This window comes from Cupriavidus cauae (assembly GCF_008632125.1).
Taxonomy (GTDB): domain Bacteria; phylum Pseudomonadota; class Gammaproteobacteria; order Burkholderiales; family Burkholderiaceae; genus Cupriavidus; species Cupriavidus cauae.
Genome location: NZ_VWRN01000031.1, coordinates 118187 through 137241 on the forward strand (window position 1 = coordinate 118187; position 19055 = coordinate 137241).

15 protein-coding genes are annotated in these 19055 nt (G+C 70.4%); 6 read left to right on the forward strand and 9 right to left on the reverse strand.

From position 1 onward, the window contains the following. Positions 1 to 353: 353 nt before the first annotated feature. The 5 genes from F1599_RS11480 (at position 354) to F1599_RS11500 (ending at position 8401) form a co-directional block, all read left to right on the forward strand. On the forward strand, positions 354 to 1376 hold the full coding sequence (locus F1599_RS11480) for a D-2-hydroxyacid dehydrogenase family protein (protein WP_150083193.1): 1023 nt from the start codon (positions 354 to 356) through the stop codon (positions 1374 to 1376). A gap of 160 nt (positions 1377 to 1536) precedes the next feature. After that, positions 1537 to 2709 carry an MFS transporter gene (locus tag F1599_RS11485; protein ID WP_149317419.1) on the forward strand — a complete coding sequence of 391 codons (1173 nt, stop codon included), beginning with the start codon at positions 1537 to 1539 and terminating at the stop codon, positions 2707 to 2709. Positions 2710 to 3086: 377 nt separating this feature from the next. Continuing rightward, the gene (locus F1599_RS11490) at positions 3087 to 4304 is read left to right on the forward strand and encodes an efflux RND transporter periplasmic adaptor subunit (protein WP_150083194.1); all 1218 of its coding nucleotides are present in this window, start codon (positions 3087 to 3089) and stop codon (positions 4302 to 4304) included. 4 nt (positions 4305 to 4308) lie between these two features. Next, positions 4309 to 7512 carry an efflux RND transporter permease subunit gene (locus F1599_RS11495; RefSeq protein ID WP_150083195.1) on the forward strand — a complete coding sequence of 1068 codons (3204 nt, stop codon included), beginning with the start codon at positions 4309 to 4311 and terminating at the stop codon, positions 7510 to 7512. Positions 7513 to 7528: 16 nt separating this feature from the next. Next, positions 7529 to 8401 (forward strand): ChaN family lipoprotein, encoded by an 873-nt coding sequence (locus F1599_RS11500; RefSeq protein ID WP_150083196.1) that lies wholly within the window; start codon positions 7529 to 7531, stop codon positions 8399 to 8401. 79 nt (positions 8402 to 8480) lie between these two features. Here F1599_RS11500 and soxR read toward each other — a convergent pair whose 3' ends face one another. Beyond that, on the reverse strand, positions 8481 to 8984 hold the full coding sequence (gene soxR / locus F1599_RS11505; RefSeq protein ID WP_149317618.1) for a redox-sensitive transcriptional activator SoxR: 504 nt from the start codon (positions 8982 to 8984) through the stop codon (positions 8481 to 8483). Positions 8985 to 9303: 319 nt separating this feature from the next. On the opposite strand from soxR, the gene F1599_RS11510 reads away from it, so the two are divergent. Further along, positions 9304 to 9732 carry a RidA family protein gene (locus F1599_RS11510; RefSeq protein ID WP_149317416.1) on the forward strand — a complete coding sequence of 143 codons (429 nt, stop codon included), beginning with the start codon at positions 9304 to 9306 and terminating at the stop codon, positions 9730 to 9732. Positions 9733 to 9844: 112 nt separating this feature from the next. Here F1599_RS11510 and F1599_RS11515 read toward each other — a convergent pair whose 3' ends face one another. The 8 genes from F1599_RS11515 to F1599_RS11550 form a co-directional block, all read right to left on the reverse strand. Then, positions 9845 to 11374: a dihydrolipoyl dehydrogenase family protein gene (locus tag F1599_RS11515; RefSeq protein ID WP_150083197.1), complete on the reverse strand. Its 1530-nt coding sequence runs from the start codon at positions 11372 to 11374 to the stop codon at positions 9845 to 9847. 80 nt (positions 11375 to 11454) lie between these two features. Continuing rightward, positions 11455 to 12393 carry a patatin-like phospholipase family protein gene (locus tag F1599_RS11520; RefSeq protein WP_395895546.1) on the reverse strand — a complete coding sequence of 313 codons (939 nt, stop codon included), beginning with the start codon at positions 12391 to 12393 and terminating at the stop codon, positions 11455 to 11457. 23 nt (positions 12394 to 12416) lie between these two features. Then, positions 12417 to 12833, reverse strand: a complete 417-nt coding sequence (locus F1599_RS11525) for a PaaI family thioesterase (RefSeq protein WP_006579522.1) — start codon at positions 12831 to 12833, stop codon at positions 12417 to 12419. A gap of 40 nt (positions 12834 to 12873) precedes the next feature. Then, on the reverse strand, positions 12874 to 13932 hold the full coding sequence (locus F1599_RS11530; protein ID WP_150083198.1) for an AbrB family transcriptional regulator: 1059 nt from the start codon (positions 13930 to 13932) through the stop codon (positions 12874 to 12876). Positions 13933 to 14148: 216 nt separating this feature from the next. Next, complete coding sequence (locus F1599_RS11535) at positions 14149 to 15660, reverse strand: tripartite tricarboxylate transporter permease (RefSeq protein ID WP_149317413.1); 1512 nt, start codon at positions 15658 to 15660, stop codon at positions 14149 to 14151. A gap of 45 nt (positions 15661 to 15705) precedes the next feature. Continuing rightward, positions 15706 to 16179, reverse strand: coding sequence for a tripartite tricarboxylate transporter TctB family protein (locus tag F1599_RS11540; protein WP_150083199.1), 474 nt, complete (start codon positions 16177 to 16179; stop codon positions 15706 to 15708). Between the two features lie 210 nt (positions 16180 to 16389). Further along, the gene (locus F1599_RS11545) at positions 16390 to 17355 is read right to left on the reverse strand and encodes a tripartite tricarboxylate transporter substrate binding protein (RefSeq protein WP_149317411.1); all 966 of its coding nucleotides are present in this window, start codon (positions 17353 to 17355) and stop codon (positions 16390 to 16392) included. Positions 17356 to 17632: 277 nt separating this feature from the next. Continuing rightward, positions 17633 to 19024, reverse strand: coding sequence for a sensor histidine kinase (locus tag F1599_RS11550; RefSeq protein ID WP_223819602.1), 1392 nt, complete (start codon positions 19022 to 19024; stop codon positions 17633 to 17635). Positions 19025 to 19055: the final 31 nt, after the last annotated feature.

Below are 19055 nucleotides of genomic sequence, written 5' to 3' on the forward strand. Positions count from 1 at the left end.
GCTGCGGGAGCGAAGCTCGACCGACAATCCGGGACGTCACCGAAGGCGGCAAGGATACCACCGCTGTCGTCCTCCGTTTTTTGCTCTGCAGCAAGCGGCGGGCGCGGAAATCGGTCGGAACGCCCTGTCGCCATGGCTTGTCGCAGCACTTTGGTGGCCCACCTTACTGGCCGCGGGCATGCCGGTCTGTGGGTACGCGTACCAACCGGATTGCTGGGTCAATTGCACCGCAATCGGGCATCCGGCCGCTCACCGCAGCGGACCGAGCCGCCCCGCCGGAACCGCCTTACCGAACCGCTTCACCGAATCGCCTCACCGAACCGCCTCACCGAACCGCCTCACCGAATCCGACGATGAAAATTGCCGTTCTCGACGACTACCAGGATGCCGTGCGCAAGCTGGCCTGCTTCCAGCTGCTGCAGGGGCATGACGTCAAGGTGTTCAACAACACCGTCAAGGGCGTGGGCCAGCTGGCGGCGCGCCTGTCCGATGTCGAAGCCGTGGTGCTGATCCGCGAGCGCACCCGCATCACGCGCCAGCTGCTGGAGAAGCTGCCGAAGCTCAAGATCATCAGCCAGACCGGCCGGGTCGGCGGCGCCGGCAGCCATATCGACGTCGACGCCTGCACCGACCGCGGCGTGGTGGTGCTCGAAGGCGTCGGTTCGCCGGTCGCCCCGGCCGAGCTGACCTGGGCGCTGATCATGGCGGCGCAGCGGCGGATCCCGCAGTACGTCGCCAGCCTGAAGCACGGCGCCTGGCAGCAGTCGGGTCTGAAATCGACCACGATGCCGCCCAATTTCGGGCTTGGCCAGGTGCTCAAGGGGCAGACGCTGGGCATCTGGGGCTACGGCAAGATCGGCCGCCTGGTGGCCGGCTATGGCCGCGCCTTCGGCATGAACGTGCTGGTGTGGGGCCGCGAGGGCTCGCAGACGGCCGCGCGCGAGGACGGCTTCGCGGTGGCCGAGTCCAGGGAGCAGCTGTTCGCCGACAGCGACGTGCTGTCGCTGCTGCTGCGGCTGAACGACGAGACGCGCCATATCGTCAAGCTGGCCGACCTGACCTCGATGAAGCCGACTGCACTGTTCGTCAACACCAGCCGCGCCGAGCTGGTCGAGGAAAACGCGCTGGTGGCGGCGCTGAACCGGGGCCGGCCCGGCATGGCGGCGGTCGACGTGTTCGAGTCGGAGCCCATCCTGCAGGGCCACGCACTGCTGCGCATGGAGAACTGCATCTGCACGCCGCATCTGGGCTACGTCGAGCGCGACAGCTACGAGCTGTACTTCCGCACCGCGTTCCAGAACATCCTCGACGTGCTGTCCGGCGAGCACGGCAGCGTGGTCAATCCCAAGGCGCTGAGCCCCGCCTTGACGCGCTAGGGGCAGCCCGCCGGGGCGGACCGGCCCGCCCGTCCCCCGCGCGCGCGGCCGCGGCGGCGCCCGACCCGATTGGCGCAAAACCGCTACACTGCCGGGATTTCGCGGGCAGCCCCCGCGACCGCCCGCGCCCCGCGGGCCGACTCCCCGCACGCGCCCCATCATGGACCCCAGGCTTCTGACGCTTTGCGTCGGCAATTTCGTCATCGGCACCGGTGCGATGATCGTCACCGGCATGCTGAACGACATCGCCGGCGATTTCCATTTGAGCGCCGCCACCGCCGGCCAGCTGATCTCCGCCTTCGCGCTGGCCTGCTGCGTCGGCGCGCCGCTGTTTGCCACGATCGGTTCGCGCATCGACCGCCGGCTGCTGCTGGCCGGCGCCCTCGCGCTCTATGGCGTGCTGCATCTGGCCTCGGCGCTGGCGCCGAACTTCGGCACGCTGGTGGTGCTGCGCTTCGTCACGGCAATCGGCGCCGCGATCTATACCCCGCAGGCCGCCGCCACGCTGCCGCTGCTGGTCGACGCCAGGCTGCGCGGCCGGGCGATCAGCTTCGTGTTCCTCGGCTGGAGCGTGGCCAGCGTGGTCGGCGTGCCGATGGGCACCTGGATCAGCACCACGCTGGGCTGGCGCGTCAGCATGGGCGTGGTCGGCGTGATGGCGCTGGGCGTCGCGCTCGCGCTGTGGCGGGTGCTGCCGCGCGGGCTGATGGTGGCGCCGGTGGGCCGCGCGGCCTGGGGCGCGGTGCTGCGCCATACGCCGCTGCTGATGGTGGTCGGCGTCACCATGGTGTCGTCGGCCGGCATGTTCACGATGTTCACCTATATCGCGCCGATGCTGCGGGACGTCCATGGCGTCAGCGGCGGCGCGCTGAGCCTGATGTTCCTGGCCTACGGGGCCTGCGGCGTGCTCGGCAACGTCGTCGCCGCGGCGCGCATGGACCGCGCCACGCCGGCCCGCGTGGTGCACGTCGCGCTGGGCACCTCGCTGGCGGCGATGCTGCTGTGGCCGCTGACCGGCGTCGGCGCGGTCGCGCTGGTGCTGATCTTCATGCTGTGGGGCGTGGGCGGCTTCGCCACCAACAGCGCGCAGCAGGCGCGGCTGGTGGCGCTCGCGCCGGAGCGGGCGGCGGTGTCGATCTCGCTCAATTCCTCCTCGATCTATCTGGGCCAGGCGATCGGCGCGATGGTCGGCGCGGCGATCTACGCCACTGCGGGCGCGCACGCGCTGCACTGGGGCGCGGCCGCCCTGATGCTCGGCGCCTTGCTGCTGTCCGGGCGAGCCCGCGCCCTCGGCTGCCGCTGGCTGCGCCGGCAGGCGCCGCAGCAGGCCTGAAGGCGCTGGCCTGAGCGTCGGCCAGAGCGCGCCGGCCTGGCGCGCGGTCCTTGCGTACCCGGTCGCGTACCCGTTTCACGTACCTCTTCGGTGCCGCGGCGCACGGCCCGCAGCCACCCGTGCCCCTGGCGGCCGGCCCGGCAGGTCCGTTTTCTGCTAATGTTTGATCCCTGATACAAAGACGGCCCCTCCCCTGTAATCGTTTGTAATACGGACGCGTCTGCCAACGCTTGCCAGATACGGCGCCATGGCGGTACCACTGGGGGCGGCCGGCCGCCCACCGGTTCCCAGAAGCCGGCGGCGGCCGTCCGGATGGGCACGGCGACAACGGGAGCGAACACGCGCATCAACAGCGCGGCGCAGCAGAGGGTCCTCGCATGAAATCGAAGGGTATCGACCAGGCCAAGGGCTTCGTCGAAAGCAACTGGAGCCAGGCCATGGGTACCGGCAGAAGTCGTGTGTCGCCCTGGCTGGCGCTGGCATTGGTCGTCCTGCTGGCGGGGGCCGGCTGGTTCGGCTGGAAGACATGGTTCGCCCCGAAGCCGCAGGCACAGGGACCGGCCCCGGTGGCGGTGACCACCGCGCTGGCGCGCCAGGGCGACGTGCCGCTGCAGGTCAGCGTCAACGGCAACGTGACGGCGCTGTCCACCGTCGAGGTGCGTCCGCAGGTCTCCAGCACCGTCCGCACCGTCCATATCCGCGAAGGCCAGACCGTCAAGCCCGGCGATCTGCTGTTCTCGCTCGACACCCGCATGGACGAGGCCAACCTGGCCCGCGCCCGCGCACAGCTGCTGCGCGACCAGGCCGATCTGGCCGACGCCCGCCGCTCGCTGGCGCGCAGCGAGGAACTGGTCGCGCGCAACTTCATCTCGCGCAGCGCCGTCGATACCGCGCGCGCCAAGGTCGATGCGCTGGAGGCCACGGTACGCGCCGACCAGGCCGCGATCGAGGCCAGCCGCGTCGCGGTCAGCTACGGCGCGATCCGCGCCACCATCAGCGGCCGCACCGGCGTGATCAACGTCTTCCCCGGTTCGCTGGTGCTGCCGACCGCGGCCCAGCCGATGGTGACCATCGCCCAGATCCAACCGATCGCCGTCACCTTCACGCTGCCCGAGCGCCAGCTCGCCGCGCTGCGCGACGCGCTGCGCAGCGGCCCGGTGCCGGTGAAAGCGCAGCCCAACGACGGCAATCCCGAACCGGTGCAGGGCCGCATCACCTTCGTCGACAACACCGTCGACCCGCAATACGGCACCATCCGCGTCAAGGCGCAGTTCGACAACGAGGCCCAGCGCCTGTGGCCCGGCACCTATGCGCGCGTCGAGGCGGTGGTGCAGACGCTGACCGGCGTGGTGTCGGTGCCGCCGCAGTCGGTGGTGACCGGACCCGAAGGCCGCTTCGTCTATGCGGTGCAGGCCGACGGCAAGGTCCGCGCGATGCCGGTGAAGATGCTGGCGGCGACCGCCGCCGCGGCAGTGGTCGAGGGCGTGCCGGCCGGCACGCGCGTGGTGGTCGAGGGTGTGCAGAACCTGCGCCCGGGCAGCGCCGTGCGCGAGGCCAGCGCCGCCGCCCCGGCGCCGGCCCCCGGGAAGCACTGACGCCATGACGCTGTCCGAACTCTGCATCCGCCGGCCCGTGATGACGGTGCTGCTGGCGATCGCGATCGTGGTCACCGGCATTGTGCTGTACCCGACCATCCCGATCGCCGCGCTGCCCAGCTTCAATTCGCCGGTGATCCAGGTCACCGCGCGGCTGCCCGGGGCGAGCCCCGAGACGATGGCCGCGTCGGTGGCCACGCCGCTGGAGAAGCAGTTCGCCACCATCCCGGGCGTGTCGGTGATCAGCTCGGCCAACACGCTGGGCAATTCCAGCATCACGATCGAGTTCAACAACGACCGCGACATCGATGCCGCGGCGGTCGACGTGCAATCGGCGCTGTTCCGCGCCCAGCGCTCGCTGCCGACCGAGATGAACGAGCCGCCGTCGTACCGCAAGGTCAATCCGGCCGACGCGGCGGTGATCCTGCTGGCGATCAATTCGCCGGCGATGAGCCTGGCCGAGCTGAACGCCTTCGGCGACAACCTGATCGCGCCGACGCTGTCGACGCTGCCCGGCGTCGCGCAGGTGCTGGTCTACGGCCAGAAGCGGTTCGCGGTGCGGGTGCGCGCGCGTCCCGATGCGCTGGCCGCGCGCGGCATGACGCTCGACGAGCTGGCCGGCGCAATCTCGCGCGCCAACGCCAACACGCCGGTGGGCACGCTCGACGGCGCGCGCCAGATGCTGACGATCCAGGCCAACCGCCAGCTGGCCGATGCCGACGCCTTCCGCAACATCATCGTCGCCAGCCAGCCCAACGGCTCGCTGGTGCGGCTCTCCGACGTGGCCGAGGTCGAGGACAGCGTCGAGACGCTGAAGACCGGCAGCTGGCTGAACAACGAACGCTCGATCGTGCTGGCGGTGCAGCGCCAGCCCGACGCCAACACGGTGGCGGTGGTCGACGCGATCCGCGCGGCGCTGCCGCGGCTGGTGCAGCAGATGCCGGCCTCGGTCAACGTCAACGTGGTCAATGACCGTTCCCGCTCGGTGCGCGAGTCGATCCACGACGTGCAGTTCACGCTGGCGCTGACCGCGGCGCTGGTGGTGATGGTGATCTTCCTGTTCCTGCGCCGCGCCGCGGCCACGCTGATCCCGACGGTGTCGCTGCCGATCTCGCTGATCGGCACGGTCGCGCTGATGAAGGCGTTCGGCTACAGCCTGGACAACGTGTCGCTGCTGGCGATCACGCTGGCGGTGGGCCTGGTGGTGGACGACGCCATCGTGATGCTGGAGAACATCGTCCGCCATATCGAGGAAGGCATGGCGCCGTTGAAGGCGGCGCTGGTCGGCTCGCGCGAGATGGGCTTCACCATCGTGTCGATCTCCGTGTCGCTGGTGGCGGTGTTCATCCCGATCTTCTTCATGCCGGGCGTGATCGGCCTGCTGTTCCACGAGTTCGCCGCGGTGGTGTCGCTGTCGATCCTGGTCTCGGCGCTGGTGTCGCTGACGCTGATCCCGATGCTGTGCGCGCGCTTCCTGTCGGCCGAGAACGTGCCGGTCGACGAATCGCAGCACGCCTACGGTGATGCGCCCCGCCATGCGCCCGCCCACGCCGCCGCGCCCGCCCAGCGGCAGAGCATCGGCCTGCGTTCGACGCAGTGGTTCGAGAACCTGTTCGAATACACGCTGCACCGCTATGCGCGCGGGCTCGACTGGTGCCTGGCGCATCGCCGCACCGTGCTGGCCGCGGCCGGCATGACCTTCGTGCTGACCGCGGTGCTGTTCGTGCTGATCCCCAAGGGCTTCTTCCCCGAAGAGGACATCGGCCAGATTCAGGTCAATGCCGACGGCCCGCAGGACATCTCGTTCGACGCGATGTCGACGCTGATGCGCGACGCGGCCGAGCGGATGCGCGCGAATCCGGCGGTCAAGAGCATCGTGGTGGCGATCGGCGGCGGCCCCTCGCCCGCCATCAATACCGGCCGCATGTTCATCGAACTGAAGCCCGGCGGCGAGCGGCCGAAGATGCCGCAGGTGGTCGAGTCGCTGCGCCGCGACGTGGCCGGCATTCCGGGGCTCAACGTCTATTTCCGTCCGGTGCAGAACCTGCAGCTGGGCGGCCGCGTCAGCAAGGCGCGCTATCAATACACGCTGCAGAGCGTGCAGTCGGGCAATCTGCAGACCGCCGCCGACAAGCTGATGGCCCGCATGCGCGCCGATCCGCTGTTCCGCGACGTCACCAGCGATTCGCAGCAGGCCGGCCTCGAGGCGCAGCTGGCGATCGACCGCGACAAGGCCAACTCGCTGGGCGTGCAGATGCAGGACGTGCGCACCGCGCTCTATACCGCGTTCGGCGAGCGCCAGGTGTCGACGATCTATACCTCGATCGACAGCTATTACGTGATCCTGCAGGCCGCGGACGTCGACCGCGTCGACGAGACCGCGTTCTCGAAGATCTATGTGCGCAGCACCAACGGCACGCTGGTGCCGCTGTCGGCGTTCGCGACCACCGAGCGCCGCGTCGGTCCGATCGCGGTCAATCACCAGGGCCAGCTGCCGTCGGTCACGGTGTCGTTCAACCTGGCCCCGGGCGCGGCGCTGGGCGACGCGTCGGCGCGCATCGACCGCTTCAAGCAGGAAACCGCGATGCCGCAGGAGATCTTCACCAGCTGGGGCGGCGATGCGGCGGTGTTCCAGTCGTCGCAGGCGACACAGGTGATCCTGCTGATTGCGGCGATCGCGGTGATCTACGTGCTGCTTGGCGTGCTGTACGAAAGCTATATCCACCCGCTGACGATCCTCGCTGGGCTGCCCTCGGCGGCGGTTGGCGCGCTGCTGACGCTGTTCCTGTTCCGCGTCGAGCTGTCGCTGATCGCGATCATCGGTGTGCTGATGCTGATCGGCATCGTCAAGAAGAACGCCATCATGATGATCGACTTCGCACTGGCCGCGCAGCGCGAGCAGGGCATGCCGCCGGCGAAGGCGATTCGCCAGGCCTGCCTGCTGCGCTTCCGTCCGATCATGATGACCACGCTGGCCGCCATCATGGGTGCGCTGCCGATCGCGCTCGGCCTCGGTGCCGGCGCCGAGCTGCGCCAGCCACTGGGCCTGGCCGTGGTCGGCGGGCTGCTGTTCTCGCAGGTCATCACGCTGTTCATCACGCCGGTGATCTACCTGGCGCTGGACCGCTTCTCCGGCAGCGGCCCGCTGGAGATCGACGCGGACGGCAATCGCGTGCCGGCGACGGTGGGAGCGGATGCGGGCCGCTGACGGCGGACCCCGCGGCATGGCGAAGGTCGCCGCCATGGCGGCCGCGCTGGCCCTGCTTGCCGGCTGCGCCACGGCGCCCGCGCATCCCGAGGGCGATGCGCATGGCTACGCGCATGACGGCGCGCATGTCGGCGCGCACGACGGCACGCATCGGCTCGCAGCGTTCCGCTATGTCTTGCTGGGCGAGGTCCACGACAACCCCGAAGGGCATCGGCGCCGGCTCGCGTCGCTGACCGAGGCGATCGACGCGGGCTGGCGGCCCGCCATCGCGATGGAGCAATTCGATCGCGAGCGGCAGGCGGACCTGGACCGGGCACGCCGCGAGCGGCCGGGCGATGCCGATCATCTGATCGCGCGGGCCGGCGCCGCCGGATGGGACTGGTCGCTGTACCGGCCCGTCATCGCGCTGGCGTTGCGGCACGACCTGCCGCTGATCGCCGCCAACCTGTCGCGCGACGATGCCCGCGGCGTGATGCGGGGCGGCGACGTGTTCGGCGCGGCCGAGCGCGAACGGCTCGGGCTGGCGCGGCCGCTGCCGGCCGATCTCGCCGCCGCGCAGACGGCGGTGCTACACGGCAGCCATTGCGGCCATTTCCCGCGCGCGATGCTGCCCGGCATGCTCAACGCCCAGGCCGCGCGCGATGCCGTGATGGCGGCCGCGCTGAGGGCGCACGCCGCGCACGGCGTGGTGCTGCTGGCAGGCAACGGCCATGTGCGCGAGGACATCGGCGTGCCGCGCTGGCTCGGCGCGAAGCCGGCCGAGGTGCTGACGGTCGCGTATCTCGAGAGGGCCGCGCCAGACGAGGCCGGCGCCTACGACCACGTGGTGCTGGTGCCGCCGGTGCAGCGGGCCGATCCCTGCGGCAACGCGCGCCCGGCCCCACGCTGAACACGCGAGGTCCTGCGCTGAGCGCGCCAGATTCTGTGCTGACGGGGCCGTTCCTGCGCCGAGCGCGCATGCCCCCGCGCTAGTCGTGACGGCGGCCCGTGCCGCCACCCCCCGTGCCGCCGCCCATCAGATGCGGCCACGGCCCCTGCCCCGCCAGCGTGTCGCCCGGATTGCGCAAGGGGCACGCCTTCAGAGACAGGCAGCCGCAGCCGATGCAGCCGTCGAGCTGGTCGCGCAACTGGGTCAGCGTGCGGATGCGCTCGTCCAGGTCTTCGCGCCACGCCGCCGACAGCCGGCGCCAGTCGGCCACCGTCGGCGCGCGTCCTTCCGGCAGCCGCGCCATCGCCTCGGCGATCGCTGCCAGCGGCAAGCCCATGCGCTGCGCCACGCGGATCACCGCCAGCTGCCGCAGCACCGCGCGCGCATAGCGCCGCTGGTTGCCGGCGCTGCGGGTGCTGCGGATCAATCCCTTGGACTCGTAGAAATGCAGCGCGGACACGGCCAGGCCCGTGCGTGCCGCTACCTCGCCGACCGACAGCAGGTCGGCGGCCTTGGGGCCGCGCTGGCGGACCGGCCGTTCGATCGGCTCGTCGCTGGATGGCTGGCGTCGACGGCGTTCGATCGATTCGTCGTTGGATGGCTTGCGTGGCGGCCGTTCGATCGATGGGTCGTTGGATGGCTTGCGTGGCGGCGGTTCGATCGATGGGTCGTTGGAAGGCTTGCGTGGCATGGCGGGATTGCGTCGGTCTTCGCGCGAAAGTCCCAATGCTAGCAGGGTCACGGTTGACCTCAGGTTAACTTGAGGTTCGATACTGGCGCCACTCCGTTTCCTCAACGGGCGAGCGCGCACTGAACCGCTGCGCGCCCTGCAACCCGATCCTCTCCTCTTCGAGAACCAAGCCATGATCGAATCGCGCCGTCCCGCCTGCAGCCTGCACTTCGTCAATCCGCACGGCCTGTACGACCCCAGTCCGAATGCCTACTCGCATGTCGCGGTGGCGACCGCCCCGGGGCGCATCGTGTTCGCCAGCGGCCAGGGCGGCGAGGACCAGCACGGCACGTTGGCGCCGGATTTCGCCGGACAGGTGCGGCGCGCGCTGGAGAACCTGGAGATTGCGCTGCATGCCGGCGGCGCGGACCTGCGCGACGTGGCCAAGCTGACCGTGCTGATCGTCGACCATTCGCTGGAACGCCTGCAGGAATTCGGCGCCGAACTGCGGCGCATGTGGGGCACGCGTCCGCCGCCGGCCTGCACGCTGATTCCGGTCTCGCGGCTGGCGCTGGACGGCATGCTGTTCGAGATCGAGGCGACCGCGGTGGTGTCGCGCTAGGCGCGGCGGAACGGCAGAGCGCGGGGCAGCGCAGCAGTGGAACGGCAGAGCGGTGAGCGACGAGCGGCGAGCGGCCGGGCGCAAACCCGCAGTGCCGCGGATCTGTGGCGACTCAGCCGAACAGCTCCTCGGCGACCGTCGGGTGCAGCTGCATCGTCGTCTCCAGATGCGACAGCCGCACGCCCAGCCGCAGCGCGACCGCGATCGACTGCGCGATCTCGGGCGCGGCGTTGTCGAGCAGATGCACGCCGAGCACGCGCCCGCTGCGCGCGTTGTAAACCACCTTCATCACCGACGGCATCGTGTTGCCGGCGAAGCGGTTCTCCAGCGAGACGAAGCGCTTGATGCGCGTGCCGATGCGTTCCGGCTTGCCGGCGGCTTCGATCGCCGCCGCTTCGGTCAGTCCGACGCTGCCGATCGCGGGCTCACAGAACACCGCGGTGGGAATCACGTCGAAGTCGGCGCGCTCGCCGCGCCGGCCGAACAGCCGGTCGGCCAGCCAGCGGCCCTGCGCGGTGGCCACCGGCGTCAGCTGCGGTCCTTCGGTGACGTCGCCGATCGCATGGATGCCGCGCACGCTGGTGCGGAACTGCCGGTCCACGCGCAGGCCGCGCTGTCCGGGCGCCACGCCCAGCGCCTCGAGGCCCAGCCCGTCGAGATTGGGTTCGCGCCCGATCGCGGCCAGCGCCGCCTGCGCGCGCACGCTGTGGATCCGTTCCCTGCCCTTGCCGTTCTTGCCACCGTTCCCGCCGCTTCCGCTGCTGCTGCCGCTGCTGCCGCTTCCGCTGATCGCGCCCTCCTCCACCTGCCGGTAGCAGACCTCGATCGCGCCGTTGGCCTGGTCGAGCAGCGTCACGTCGGTATTCAGATGCAGCCGCACGCCCTTGGCTGTCAGGGCCTCGGCCAGCGCGAGCGCGATGTCCTCGTCGAAGTTTTCCAGCAGCCGCGACTCGCGCACCAGCATGTCGACCTTGACGCCGTAGCGCGACAGGATCGATGCCATCTCGACCGCGATATAGCCGCCGCCGATCACCACCAGCGAGGCCGGCACGCCGTTCCACTGGAACACGTCGTCGGAGGTGCTGGCCAGCTCGCCGCCGGGCACGGGCAGCGGTGCCGGCCGCGAACCGGTAGCGATCAGGATGCGGCGCGCCTGCAGCGTGTCGCCGCCGACCCGTACCTCGCCCGCCGCGGTGACCATCGCCTCGCCGCGCAGCACCTGCACGCCGGCTTCCTGCAGCCGCTGCGTATAGCTGGCGTGCAGCCGCGCCATCTCGGCCTTGACGCGAACGATGGCGTCGTTCCAGTCCTCGCGTCCGCCGGTATGCGACAGGCAGCCCGACAGGATCGCGGCCCAGGTCGCGCCGTAGTGCAGCATCTTCTTGGGAATGCAGCCGCGGTTCACGCAGGTGCCGCCGATCTGCTCGCGCTCCACCAGGATCACGCTGGCGCCGTGCGAGGCCGCCCGCATCGCCGCGGCCACGCCGGCCGAGCCGCCGCCGATCACGACGAAGTCGGCCTGGCGCGCGCGGCCGGCGCCGGCGTTGCCCTTGCCGCGCGGCACGCGCTCCATCCGGGGTTCGGCCGATACCTTGCTTGCGCGCTTGCGTTCGTTGTCGTTGCCAGCTTGCCGCTTCGTCATCTATGCCTCCTGCCGCGGCGCGCCGGCCGCGAGAATTCCGCAAGAACACCGAAGGGAGCAGCCGCTGCGCCGCTCCCGCGCTACGAGGCCGGCGCCAGATCCGCTGGCGCCTGCGCCGTCCATTCGCGCAGGAAGGTTTCGCCATCGCGCCGGCCCAGGTCGTAGGCCAGCGTCATGCCTTCCGGGCGCGTGTAATCCCAGCTCGAGATCGGCACCCGCCGCGACGGTTGCACATACAGGCGCCGCTGGCCGTTCCACTCCATCACGAAACGGCGCGGGCGCGGATACAGCCGGGTCATCAGCACCAGCACGTCGCCGGGCGCGGCGTCCAGCGCGTCGACCGGCACGTTGTCGACCAGGCCGCCGTCGAGCACCGCGCGGCCATCGCGCCGCAACACGGGCGTGAACGGCGGCGTGCACGACGATTGCAGCAAAAGGTCTGCCAGCTGCTCCGGCGTGGCGCAGTCCTGGGCCCGCACGAACTCGGGATGAAAGCCCAGCGTGCGGCCCAGCCGCGGATGCAGCGTCTTGAGCAGATGCTTGTCGATGTTGTAGGCCAGCAGTCCCGCCATCACCGCCAGCCGCGGTCCGCACCAGCGCGGAATGTGGGCGACGCCGACGCGGATCTCGGGCGCCGCCTGCAGCCGCTCCAGGCGGCCGTCCCCCAGGATCGACAGCAGGGCCGCCCGGTAGATGCCGTAATGCGGAAACACGCGCTGGTTGCCGAGCAGGTTGCGCCAGTAGACGTTGCGCTTGTTGCCGGCCAGCACGCCGCGGTAGTAGTCCATCACCTGCCGCGACTCGTGCGTGTAAATCATGCAGGCGGTGGCAGCACCGGCCGAGATGCCGGCGATCACGCGCGGGCGCAGCCCGAGCTCGGGGGCGACGGTGTCCCACCAGCCCGCCTGCCACCAGCAGCGATTGCCGCCGCCGGCGAAGACCACCTGCTCGAAGGGCCCGCCGTACTGCGGCGCGCGCGACGGCGTGCGCGACGGCGCGGTGCTGGCGTCGGTGGCCATGTCCGGGCGGGCGGCCGACCCCGTCATAGCAGCGCGTAGGTGGTGGTTGCCTGCACGGCCAGCTTGCCGTCGGGGCCGCGCAGCGCGATCTCCCCGAACACGACGGTCTTGCCCAGCCGCAGCACGGTGGCCTGCACCAGCATGTCGCCCTCGATCACGGGGCGCATGAAATTGGTGGTCAGGCTGACGGTGGTCATCGGTCGGAAGCCGCCGAGCGCGCTGGAGATCGCGACGATCATCGCGGTGTCGGCCGCGGACATCAGCACCTGGCCGCAGACCACGCCGCCGGCGTGGCGAAGGGAAGGATCGAAGGGCAGCCGCAGCGTGACGCTGTCGGCGTCGACGCGCTCGGCGCGCAGGTTCAGCTGGCGGACCCAGGGCGCCAGCACGCGCTCCAGGATGGCGTCGATGTCGGCGATGGCAAGCGTCGTCTCTGGCATGGCGGCCCGTCGGTGGTCCTCGGTTGTCCTGGCCGCCCGGCTACTCGGTCTCCTCCGGGGCGGCGCGATGTTTCAGCCAATGATACAGGGGGCCGGTACACAGCACCACGAAGGCCATCCGGATCACGTGGAAGGCCGTGACCAGCGGCACGCCGAGCTCGAGCACCTTGGCGGTGATGCACATCTCGGCGATGCCGCCCGGCGTGGTACCGAGGATCACGGTGGCCGGATGCGCGCCGGACAGCGCCGCCAGTCCCCAGCCGAACAGCGCCGATATCACCAGCGCGACCAGCGTGTACAGCGCCACGCCGCCGAGGAAGCGCGGCGCGGTATGCAGGAATTCGCGCGAGAAACGCACGCCGAGCGAGACGCCGATCAGCAGCTGGCCGGCATGGCTCATCGAGGTGGGGATCGCGGACAGCTCGATGCCCGAGGCGGTCAGCACCGCGGCGGCGATCAGCGTGCCGATGACGAAGGGGTTGGGCAGGTTCAGCCGGTTCATCAGCAGCGCGAAGGCCACCGTGATGGCGATCAGCGCGGCCAGCCCGAGCGCATCGACGGTGCGCGGTCCCGGGATATAGGTATCGAGGCCATGAATACCACCATACTGAAAAAGCGCAGGCACGATTACTACCACCAATAACACGCGCAGCGAATGCGCGGCCGCGACCTGATCGATGCGCGCGCCGTTGCGCTCGGCAAGATTGGCCATCTCCGAGGCGCCGCCGATCGCGGTGGAGAAGAACGCGGTCTTGAAGGCGACCCCGGTGGTCCGGCGCAGCATCAGCGCGCCGGCGGTGCCGAGCACCAGCGCGAACAGCGAGCCGGCGATCACGTAGGGCGAGAACTCGACCAGCTTGGCCACCACGTCGGGCGTGAAGTAGAGCCCCAGCGAGGTACCGATGGCCCATTGGCCGGCGTTGCGGGCCTGCGATGGCGCGCGCAGGTCGGCGCCCATCATGCGGGCGGCGGCCACGGCCAGCAGCGGGCCGATCATCCAGGGCAGCGGCGTGCGCAGCCATTCGCACAGCAGGGCGGCGGCCAGTCCAAGCAGCAGCGTCAGCAGCGTCGGACGCCAACGGGAGAGTACGGATCGCATGGCGGTGGCAGGCTGGCGCAGGGCGCCGCCGCTTTCTTATGGTGAGAGGAGAGCAGGCAAACGACAAGGCCCGGGAGCCCCGGGCCTTGTGGCGTCACGCGCATTGTCGCGCATTGTGGCGCGGGATGTCGCGCTTCATGTCACCGCTTCATGTCGCCGCTTCATGTCGCGCCCGATGCCACGCCTGATGCCGCGCGACCCCTGCCCCCGCGCCGATCAATTGGCCGCGTCGGCCACGCCCCGCATCGCCGAACGCCGCGACAGCCAGCGCAGCAGGCGCGGGACCACGACGACCGCCACCGTCAGCGCCAGGATCGAGGCCGAGATCGGATGGCGCAGGAACATCGTCCAGTCGCCCTGGCTGATCGACAGCGCGTTGCGCAGCTGCTTCTCGGCCATCGGCCCGAGGATCATGCCGACGATCACCGGCGCGGTCGGGAAGTCGAAGCGGCGCATCGCCATGCCGAGCAGGCCGATCAGGAACAGCAGCAGCAGGTCGAAGGCCGACTGGCGGATGCCGTAGGCACCCAGACCCGCGAAGATCAGGATGCCGCCATAGAGCAGCGGCGTCGGGATGCGCAGCATGCGGACCCACAGGCCGATCGCCGGCAGGTTCAGCACCAGCAGCATCACGTTGCCGATATAGAGCGAGGCGAGCAGGCCCCAGACCAGGTCGCCCGAGGTCTGGAACAGCATCGGACCGGGCTGCAGGTTGTAGTTCTGGAACGCCGCCAGCATGATCGCCGTGGTGTTCGAGGTCGGGATGCCCAGCGTCAGCAGCGGCGCCAGCGTGGCGGTTACCGCGGCGTTGTTGGCCGCTTCGGGCCCGGCCACGCCCTCGATCGCGCCCTTGCCGAATTCCTCAGGATGCTTGCTCAGCTTCTTCTCGCTGGCATACGACAGGAAGGTCGGGATCTCGGCGCCGCCCGCCGGAATCAGCCCGAACGGAAAGCCGATGAAGGTGCCGCGCAGCCAGGCCGGGATCGAACGCTTCCAGTCCGAGCGCGACATCATCACCTGCCCGACCTTGTTGAAGGTGCCCTCCGGCTGCGGGAAGAAGGCGTTGAACAGCGCCTCGCCGACCGCGAACAGGCCGACCGCGACGACGACGATGTCGATGCCGTCGTACAGCTCCTGGATGCCCAGCGTGTAGCGGGTCTGGCCCGACAGCGAGTCCATGCCGATCAGGCCGATGCCCAGGCCCAGGAACAGGCTGGTCATGCCGCGCAGCAGCGAGGAGCCCAGCACGGCCGACACCGTGGTGAAGGCCAGCAGCATGATCATGAAGTACTCGCCCGGACCGAACTGCAGCGCGACGTCGGCCGCGACCGGCGCGAACAGCGACAGCAGCACGGTGGCGATGGTGCCGGCGACGAAGGAGCCGATCGCCGCGGTGGCCAGCGCCGGACCGGCACGGCCGCGCTTGGCCATCAGGTTGCCTTCCATCGCGGTGATCATCGTCGACGACTCGCCCGGCGTGTTCATCAGGATCGAGGTGGTCGAGCCGCCGTACATCGCCCCGTAGTAGATGCCGGCGAACATGATCAGCGCCGCGGTCGGCTCGACCTTGGCGGTCAGCGGCAGCAGCATCGCCACCGTCAGCGCCGGGCCGATGCCGGGCAGCACGCCGATCGCGGTGCCCAGGAAGCAGCCGACCAGGGCCCACATCAGGTTCAGCGGCGTGATGGCGACGGCAAAGCCGTTCATCAGTTGATTCAGCGTATCCATTTGCGTGTCTCCGGCCTTGCAGGCCCGCGATTTAGAGGCCGCGATTTACAGGCCGACGATCGGCAGCAGCGGCAGGTTGATGCCGAGCAGGAAATCGAACAGCAACCACATCGGCACCGTGATCGCCAGCCCGATCAGCGCGTCGCGGACGACGCGGCGGCTGCCGTAGCCGCGCGCGACGCAGACCATCAGCAGCGTGGACGCCAGCACGAAGCCCAGCGTGCCGATCAGCGCCATGTTCAGCAGCAGGCCGGCGGCAACCCACAACAGGCCGCGCAGGCTGTGCGGCTGCGACGGCAGCTCGGCGTCCTCCTCGGGCATCGCCCGAAAGCCGCCGCGCACGCCCTGCCAGGTCAGCAGCGCGCCGCAGATGGCCAGGCCCACGCCGACCAGCGTGGGAACGAAACGCGGCGACAGGCCGGCGTAGCCGGATTCGCCCGAGATGCCGCCCAGGCCGGCGAAGAAGCAGGCCGACAGCAACAGCACGACGATGCCGATGGCAGTGTGGGAAGGTTTCACGATGGGCTCCGGATCGAGGCCGGATGCGGGGTGCGCATCCGGCGGGGCGGAAAACGAACGGGCCGCGGTCCGGGAGGCCGCGGCGCCGGGGCAGCTGTCAGGTCCAGATCGGCCGGTAGGGCGGAAGGGCCGGAACGGCCGAATGGACCGGGTCGACAGGAAAGGCGCGCAAGGCGGGGAAGGCGAAAAATCCCCGAGGCCGCGACGGCCTTACTTGGCCACGCCCAGTTCGCGCAGCATCGCGCCCAGGCGGGCCGATTCGGCGTCCACGAACTTGCCGAACTCGTCGCCGGTCAGCAGGAACGGCGTCCAGTCGTTCTTGGCCAGCGCCTGCTTCCACGACGGCGATTCGGTCGCCTTGACCACCGCGTCGATCAGCGCCTTGCGCTGCTCGGGGGTGATGCCCGGCGCGCCATAGACGCCGCGCCAGTTGTAGATCTCGACGTTGATGCCCTGCTCCTTCAGCGTCGGGATATCGGCGACGCGGTCCTTCGAGGTCACCGCCAGCGCGCGCATCTTGCCGCTCTTGATGAAGGGCAGGAACTCGGACACGCCGGCGATGCCGGCCGTCACGTGGCCGCCCAGCACCGAGGCCGAGGCCTCGCCGCCGCCCTGGAAGGGCACGTAGTTGATGCGCTTCGGATCGACGCCGATGTCCTTGGCGATCAGGCCCGCCAGGATATGGTCGATCGAACCCTTGGAGCCACCGCCCCAGCTGACGCTGCCCGGATTGGCCTTGAGCTGCGCGGTCAGGTCCTTGATCGACTTGATCGGCGAGCTGGCCGGCACGGTGATCACCATCGTGTCGGTGAACAGCCGCGCCACCGGGGTGGCGTTCTTCAGCGTGACCGGCGGCTTGTTGGTCTCGATCGCGCCGACCATCACCGCGCCGGTGACCAGCAGCGCGTTGGGATTGCCCTTGTCGGTGTTGACGAACTGGGTCAGGCCGATGGTGCCGCCCGCGCCGCCGCGGTTGTCGTACGAGGCCGACTTGGCCACGCCGGCGGACACCATCGCGGCGCCCAGCGTGCGCCCGGCCTGGTCCCAGCCGCCGCCGGGGTTGGCGCCGATCATGAACTTGGCGGTGTCGACGGCGAAGGCCGGGCCGGCCGCCACGGCGGCGCCGATCAGGGCAAATTGGAAAAGGCGGGGAAGTCGGACGAGGGTGCGGCGCATGGCGTCTCCTGCTTGCGATATCGTGGTTTTATCGTTCAGTGGCCGCTTGTACGGCCATGGCGGCGATTCTAGGAGCCGGAAACTGTCAATAAGCTGTCAAAACGACAGCTTTTGGACTGGGGTTTACGCGGATCGGGTGGAGGCGGCGAGCCGGTGCCGGCGGGGTGTCGGGCGGGTAGTGCCCGCTCGTTGCGTCGGCTTGCCGTGCCGGCTTCCTGCGTTCGGCGCAAGCGTCCGCCCGCCGCGTTCGCCCAACGCGTCGGCCCGCTGCCTCCGCCTACGTATCGCCCACCAGCGGCAGCCGCAACTCGGCCCGCAGTCCCCGCCCCTGGCGGGCCTCGTGCAGCGTCACGCTGCCGCCGAAGCGCGCCGCCATCTCGCGCGAGATCGCCAGGCCCAGGCCCGAGCCGGGCTCGTCGTGGCCGACGCGGCGATAGAACCGCGCGAACACCTGCTCGCGTTCCTCGGCCGGAATGCCGGGGCCGTCGTCCTCGACCGCGAGGCAGGCGCTGTCGCGCTCGCGCGCGGCCGACAGCGTGATACGGCTGCCGCGCGGCGAATACTGGATCGCGTTGTGGACCAGGTTGGCCAGCGCCTCGCGCAGCAGCGCCGCGTCGGCGCGCACCGGCAGCGGCTGGCCGCCGCCGTCCTCCCAGCCGAAGTCCTGCTGCTTGGCGCGCGCCAGCGGCAGATAGTCGAGCGCGACCTGGCCGGCCACGGCGGCGGCGTCGATCACGGTGTCGGGCACGGCCGCTTGGCCGCCCGCTTGGCCCGCCTCGGCGGCCTGCGCCTCGTGCTGGCGTACCCGCGCCAGCGCCAGCAACTGGTTGGCCAGGCGCGAGGCCTGTTCCAGCTGCGACACGATGCCGTCGACCGCCTCGCGCGCGGGGGCCGCGTCCCCGTCCCCGCTGCCGTCGAGCTGACGGCGGGCGAACTCCGCCTGCGTCTTCAGGATTGCCAGCGGCGTGCGCAGCTGGTGCGCGGCATCGGCGATGAACTGCGCCTGGGCCTGCGCCATCGCCGCCGAGCGCGACACGTGCCGGTTGACCGCATCGACCAGCGGCCGCACCTCGGCCGGTACCGGGCCGACCGCGAGTGGCGTCAGGTCGTCCGGCGTGCGCGCTTCGACATCGTCGCGCACGCGCTTGAGCGGGCGCAGCACGAAGGTCACGCCGCCCACCAGGATCAGCGCGCTCGCCACGATCAGCAGTGCGTCGCGCGCCAGCGTGTTGCGCCATACGGCGCCGACCAGCGCCGCGCGCGGCTCGGCCGATTCGGCGACCTGGATGATCACGCGCATGTGGGCGTCGGGCCGGTAGACCGGGCGTGCCATCGCGGCGATGCGCACCGGTGCGTCGCGATAGACCGCGTCGTAATAGCGCGGCACGTTGTTGGCCAGCGTGCCGCGCGGCAGCGGCAGGTCGTCGTAGCCGGTCACGGTCTCGATGGCGCCCTCGCGTTCCAGCGCGACGCGATAGAACACGCGCGTCTGCGCCGCGGTCTCGAACATCTCCATGGCGGCGTCGGGCAGCGTCAGCTGCACGGTCTCGCCGGCCATGCCGATCGCGTTGTCGATCGCGCGCACCGAGCCGAACAGCGAGCGGTCGTAGGCGGTATTGGCGGCGTCGCGCAGCGTGCCGTAGGTCAGCCAGCTGTCGAGCGCCATCATCGCCGCCAGCGCCGGCAGCAGCAGCACCAGC

Excerpts from the sequence above, each read along its gene's own strand:
- F1599_RS11500 (WP_150083196.1), top strand. The coding sequence starts at position 7,529 with ATGGCGAAGGTCGCCGCCATGGCGGCCGCGCTGGCCCTGCTTGCCGGC.
- F1599_RS11525 (WP_006579522.1), bottom strand. The coding sequence starts at position 12,833 with ATGCCAGAGACGACGCTTGCCATCGCCGACATCGACGCCATCCTGGAG.
- F1599_RS11515 (WP_150083197.1), bottom strand. The coding sequence starts at position 11,374 with ATGACGAAGCGGCAAGCTGGCAACGACAACGAACGCAAGCGCGCAAGC.
- F1599_RS11535 (WP_149317413.1), bottom strand. The coding sequence starts at position 15,660 with ATGGATACGCTGAATCAACTGATGAACGGCTTTGCCGTCGCCATCACG.
- F1599_RS11545 (WP_149317411.1), bottom strand. The coding sequence starts at position 17,355 with ATGCGCCGCACCCTCGTCCGACTTCCCCGCCTTTTCCAATTTGCCCTG.
- F1599_RS11510 (WP_149317416.1), top strand. The coding sequence starts at position 9,304 with ATGATCGAATCGCGCCGTCCCGCCTGCAGCCTGCACTTCGTCAATCCG.
- F1599_RS11485 (WP_149317419.1), top strand. The coding sequence starts at position 1,537 with ATGGACCCCAGGCTTCTGACGCTTTGCGTCGGCAATTTCGTCATCGGC.
- F1599_RS11520 (WP_395895546.1), bottom strand. The coding sequence starts at position 12,393 with ATGGCCACCGACGCCAGCACCGCGCCGTCGCGCACGCCGTCGCGCGCG.
- F1599_RS11530 (WP_150083198.1), bottom strand. The coding sequence starts at position 13,932 with ATGCGATCCGTACTCTCCCGTTGGCGTCCGACGCTGCTGACGCTGCTG.
- F1599_RS11495 (WP_150083195.1), top strand. The coding sequence starts at position 4,309 with ATGACGCTGTCCGAACTCTGCATCCGCCGGCCCGTGATGACGGTGCTG.
- F1599_RS11480 (WP_150083193.1), top strand. The coding sequence starts at position 354 with ATGAAAATTGCCGTTCTCGACGACTACCAGGATGCCGTGCGCAAGCTG.
- F1599_RS11490 (WP_150083194.1), top strand. The coding sequence starts at position 3,087 with ATGAAATCGAAGGGTATCGACCAGGCCAAGGGCTTCGTCGAAAGCAAC.
- F1599_RS11550 (WP_223819602.1), bottom strand. The coding sequence starts at position 19,024 with ATGATGGCGCTCGACAGCTGGCTGACCTACGGCACGCTGCGCGACGCC.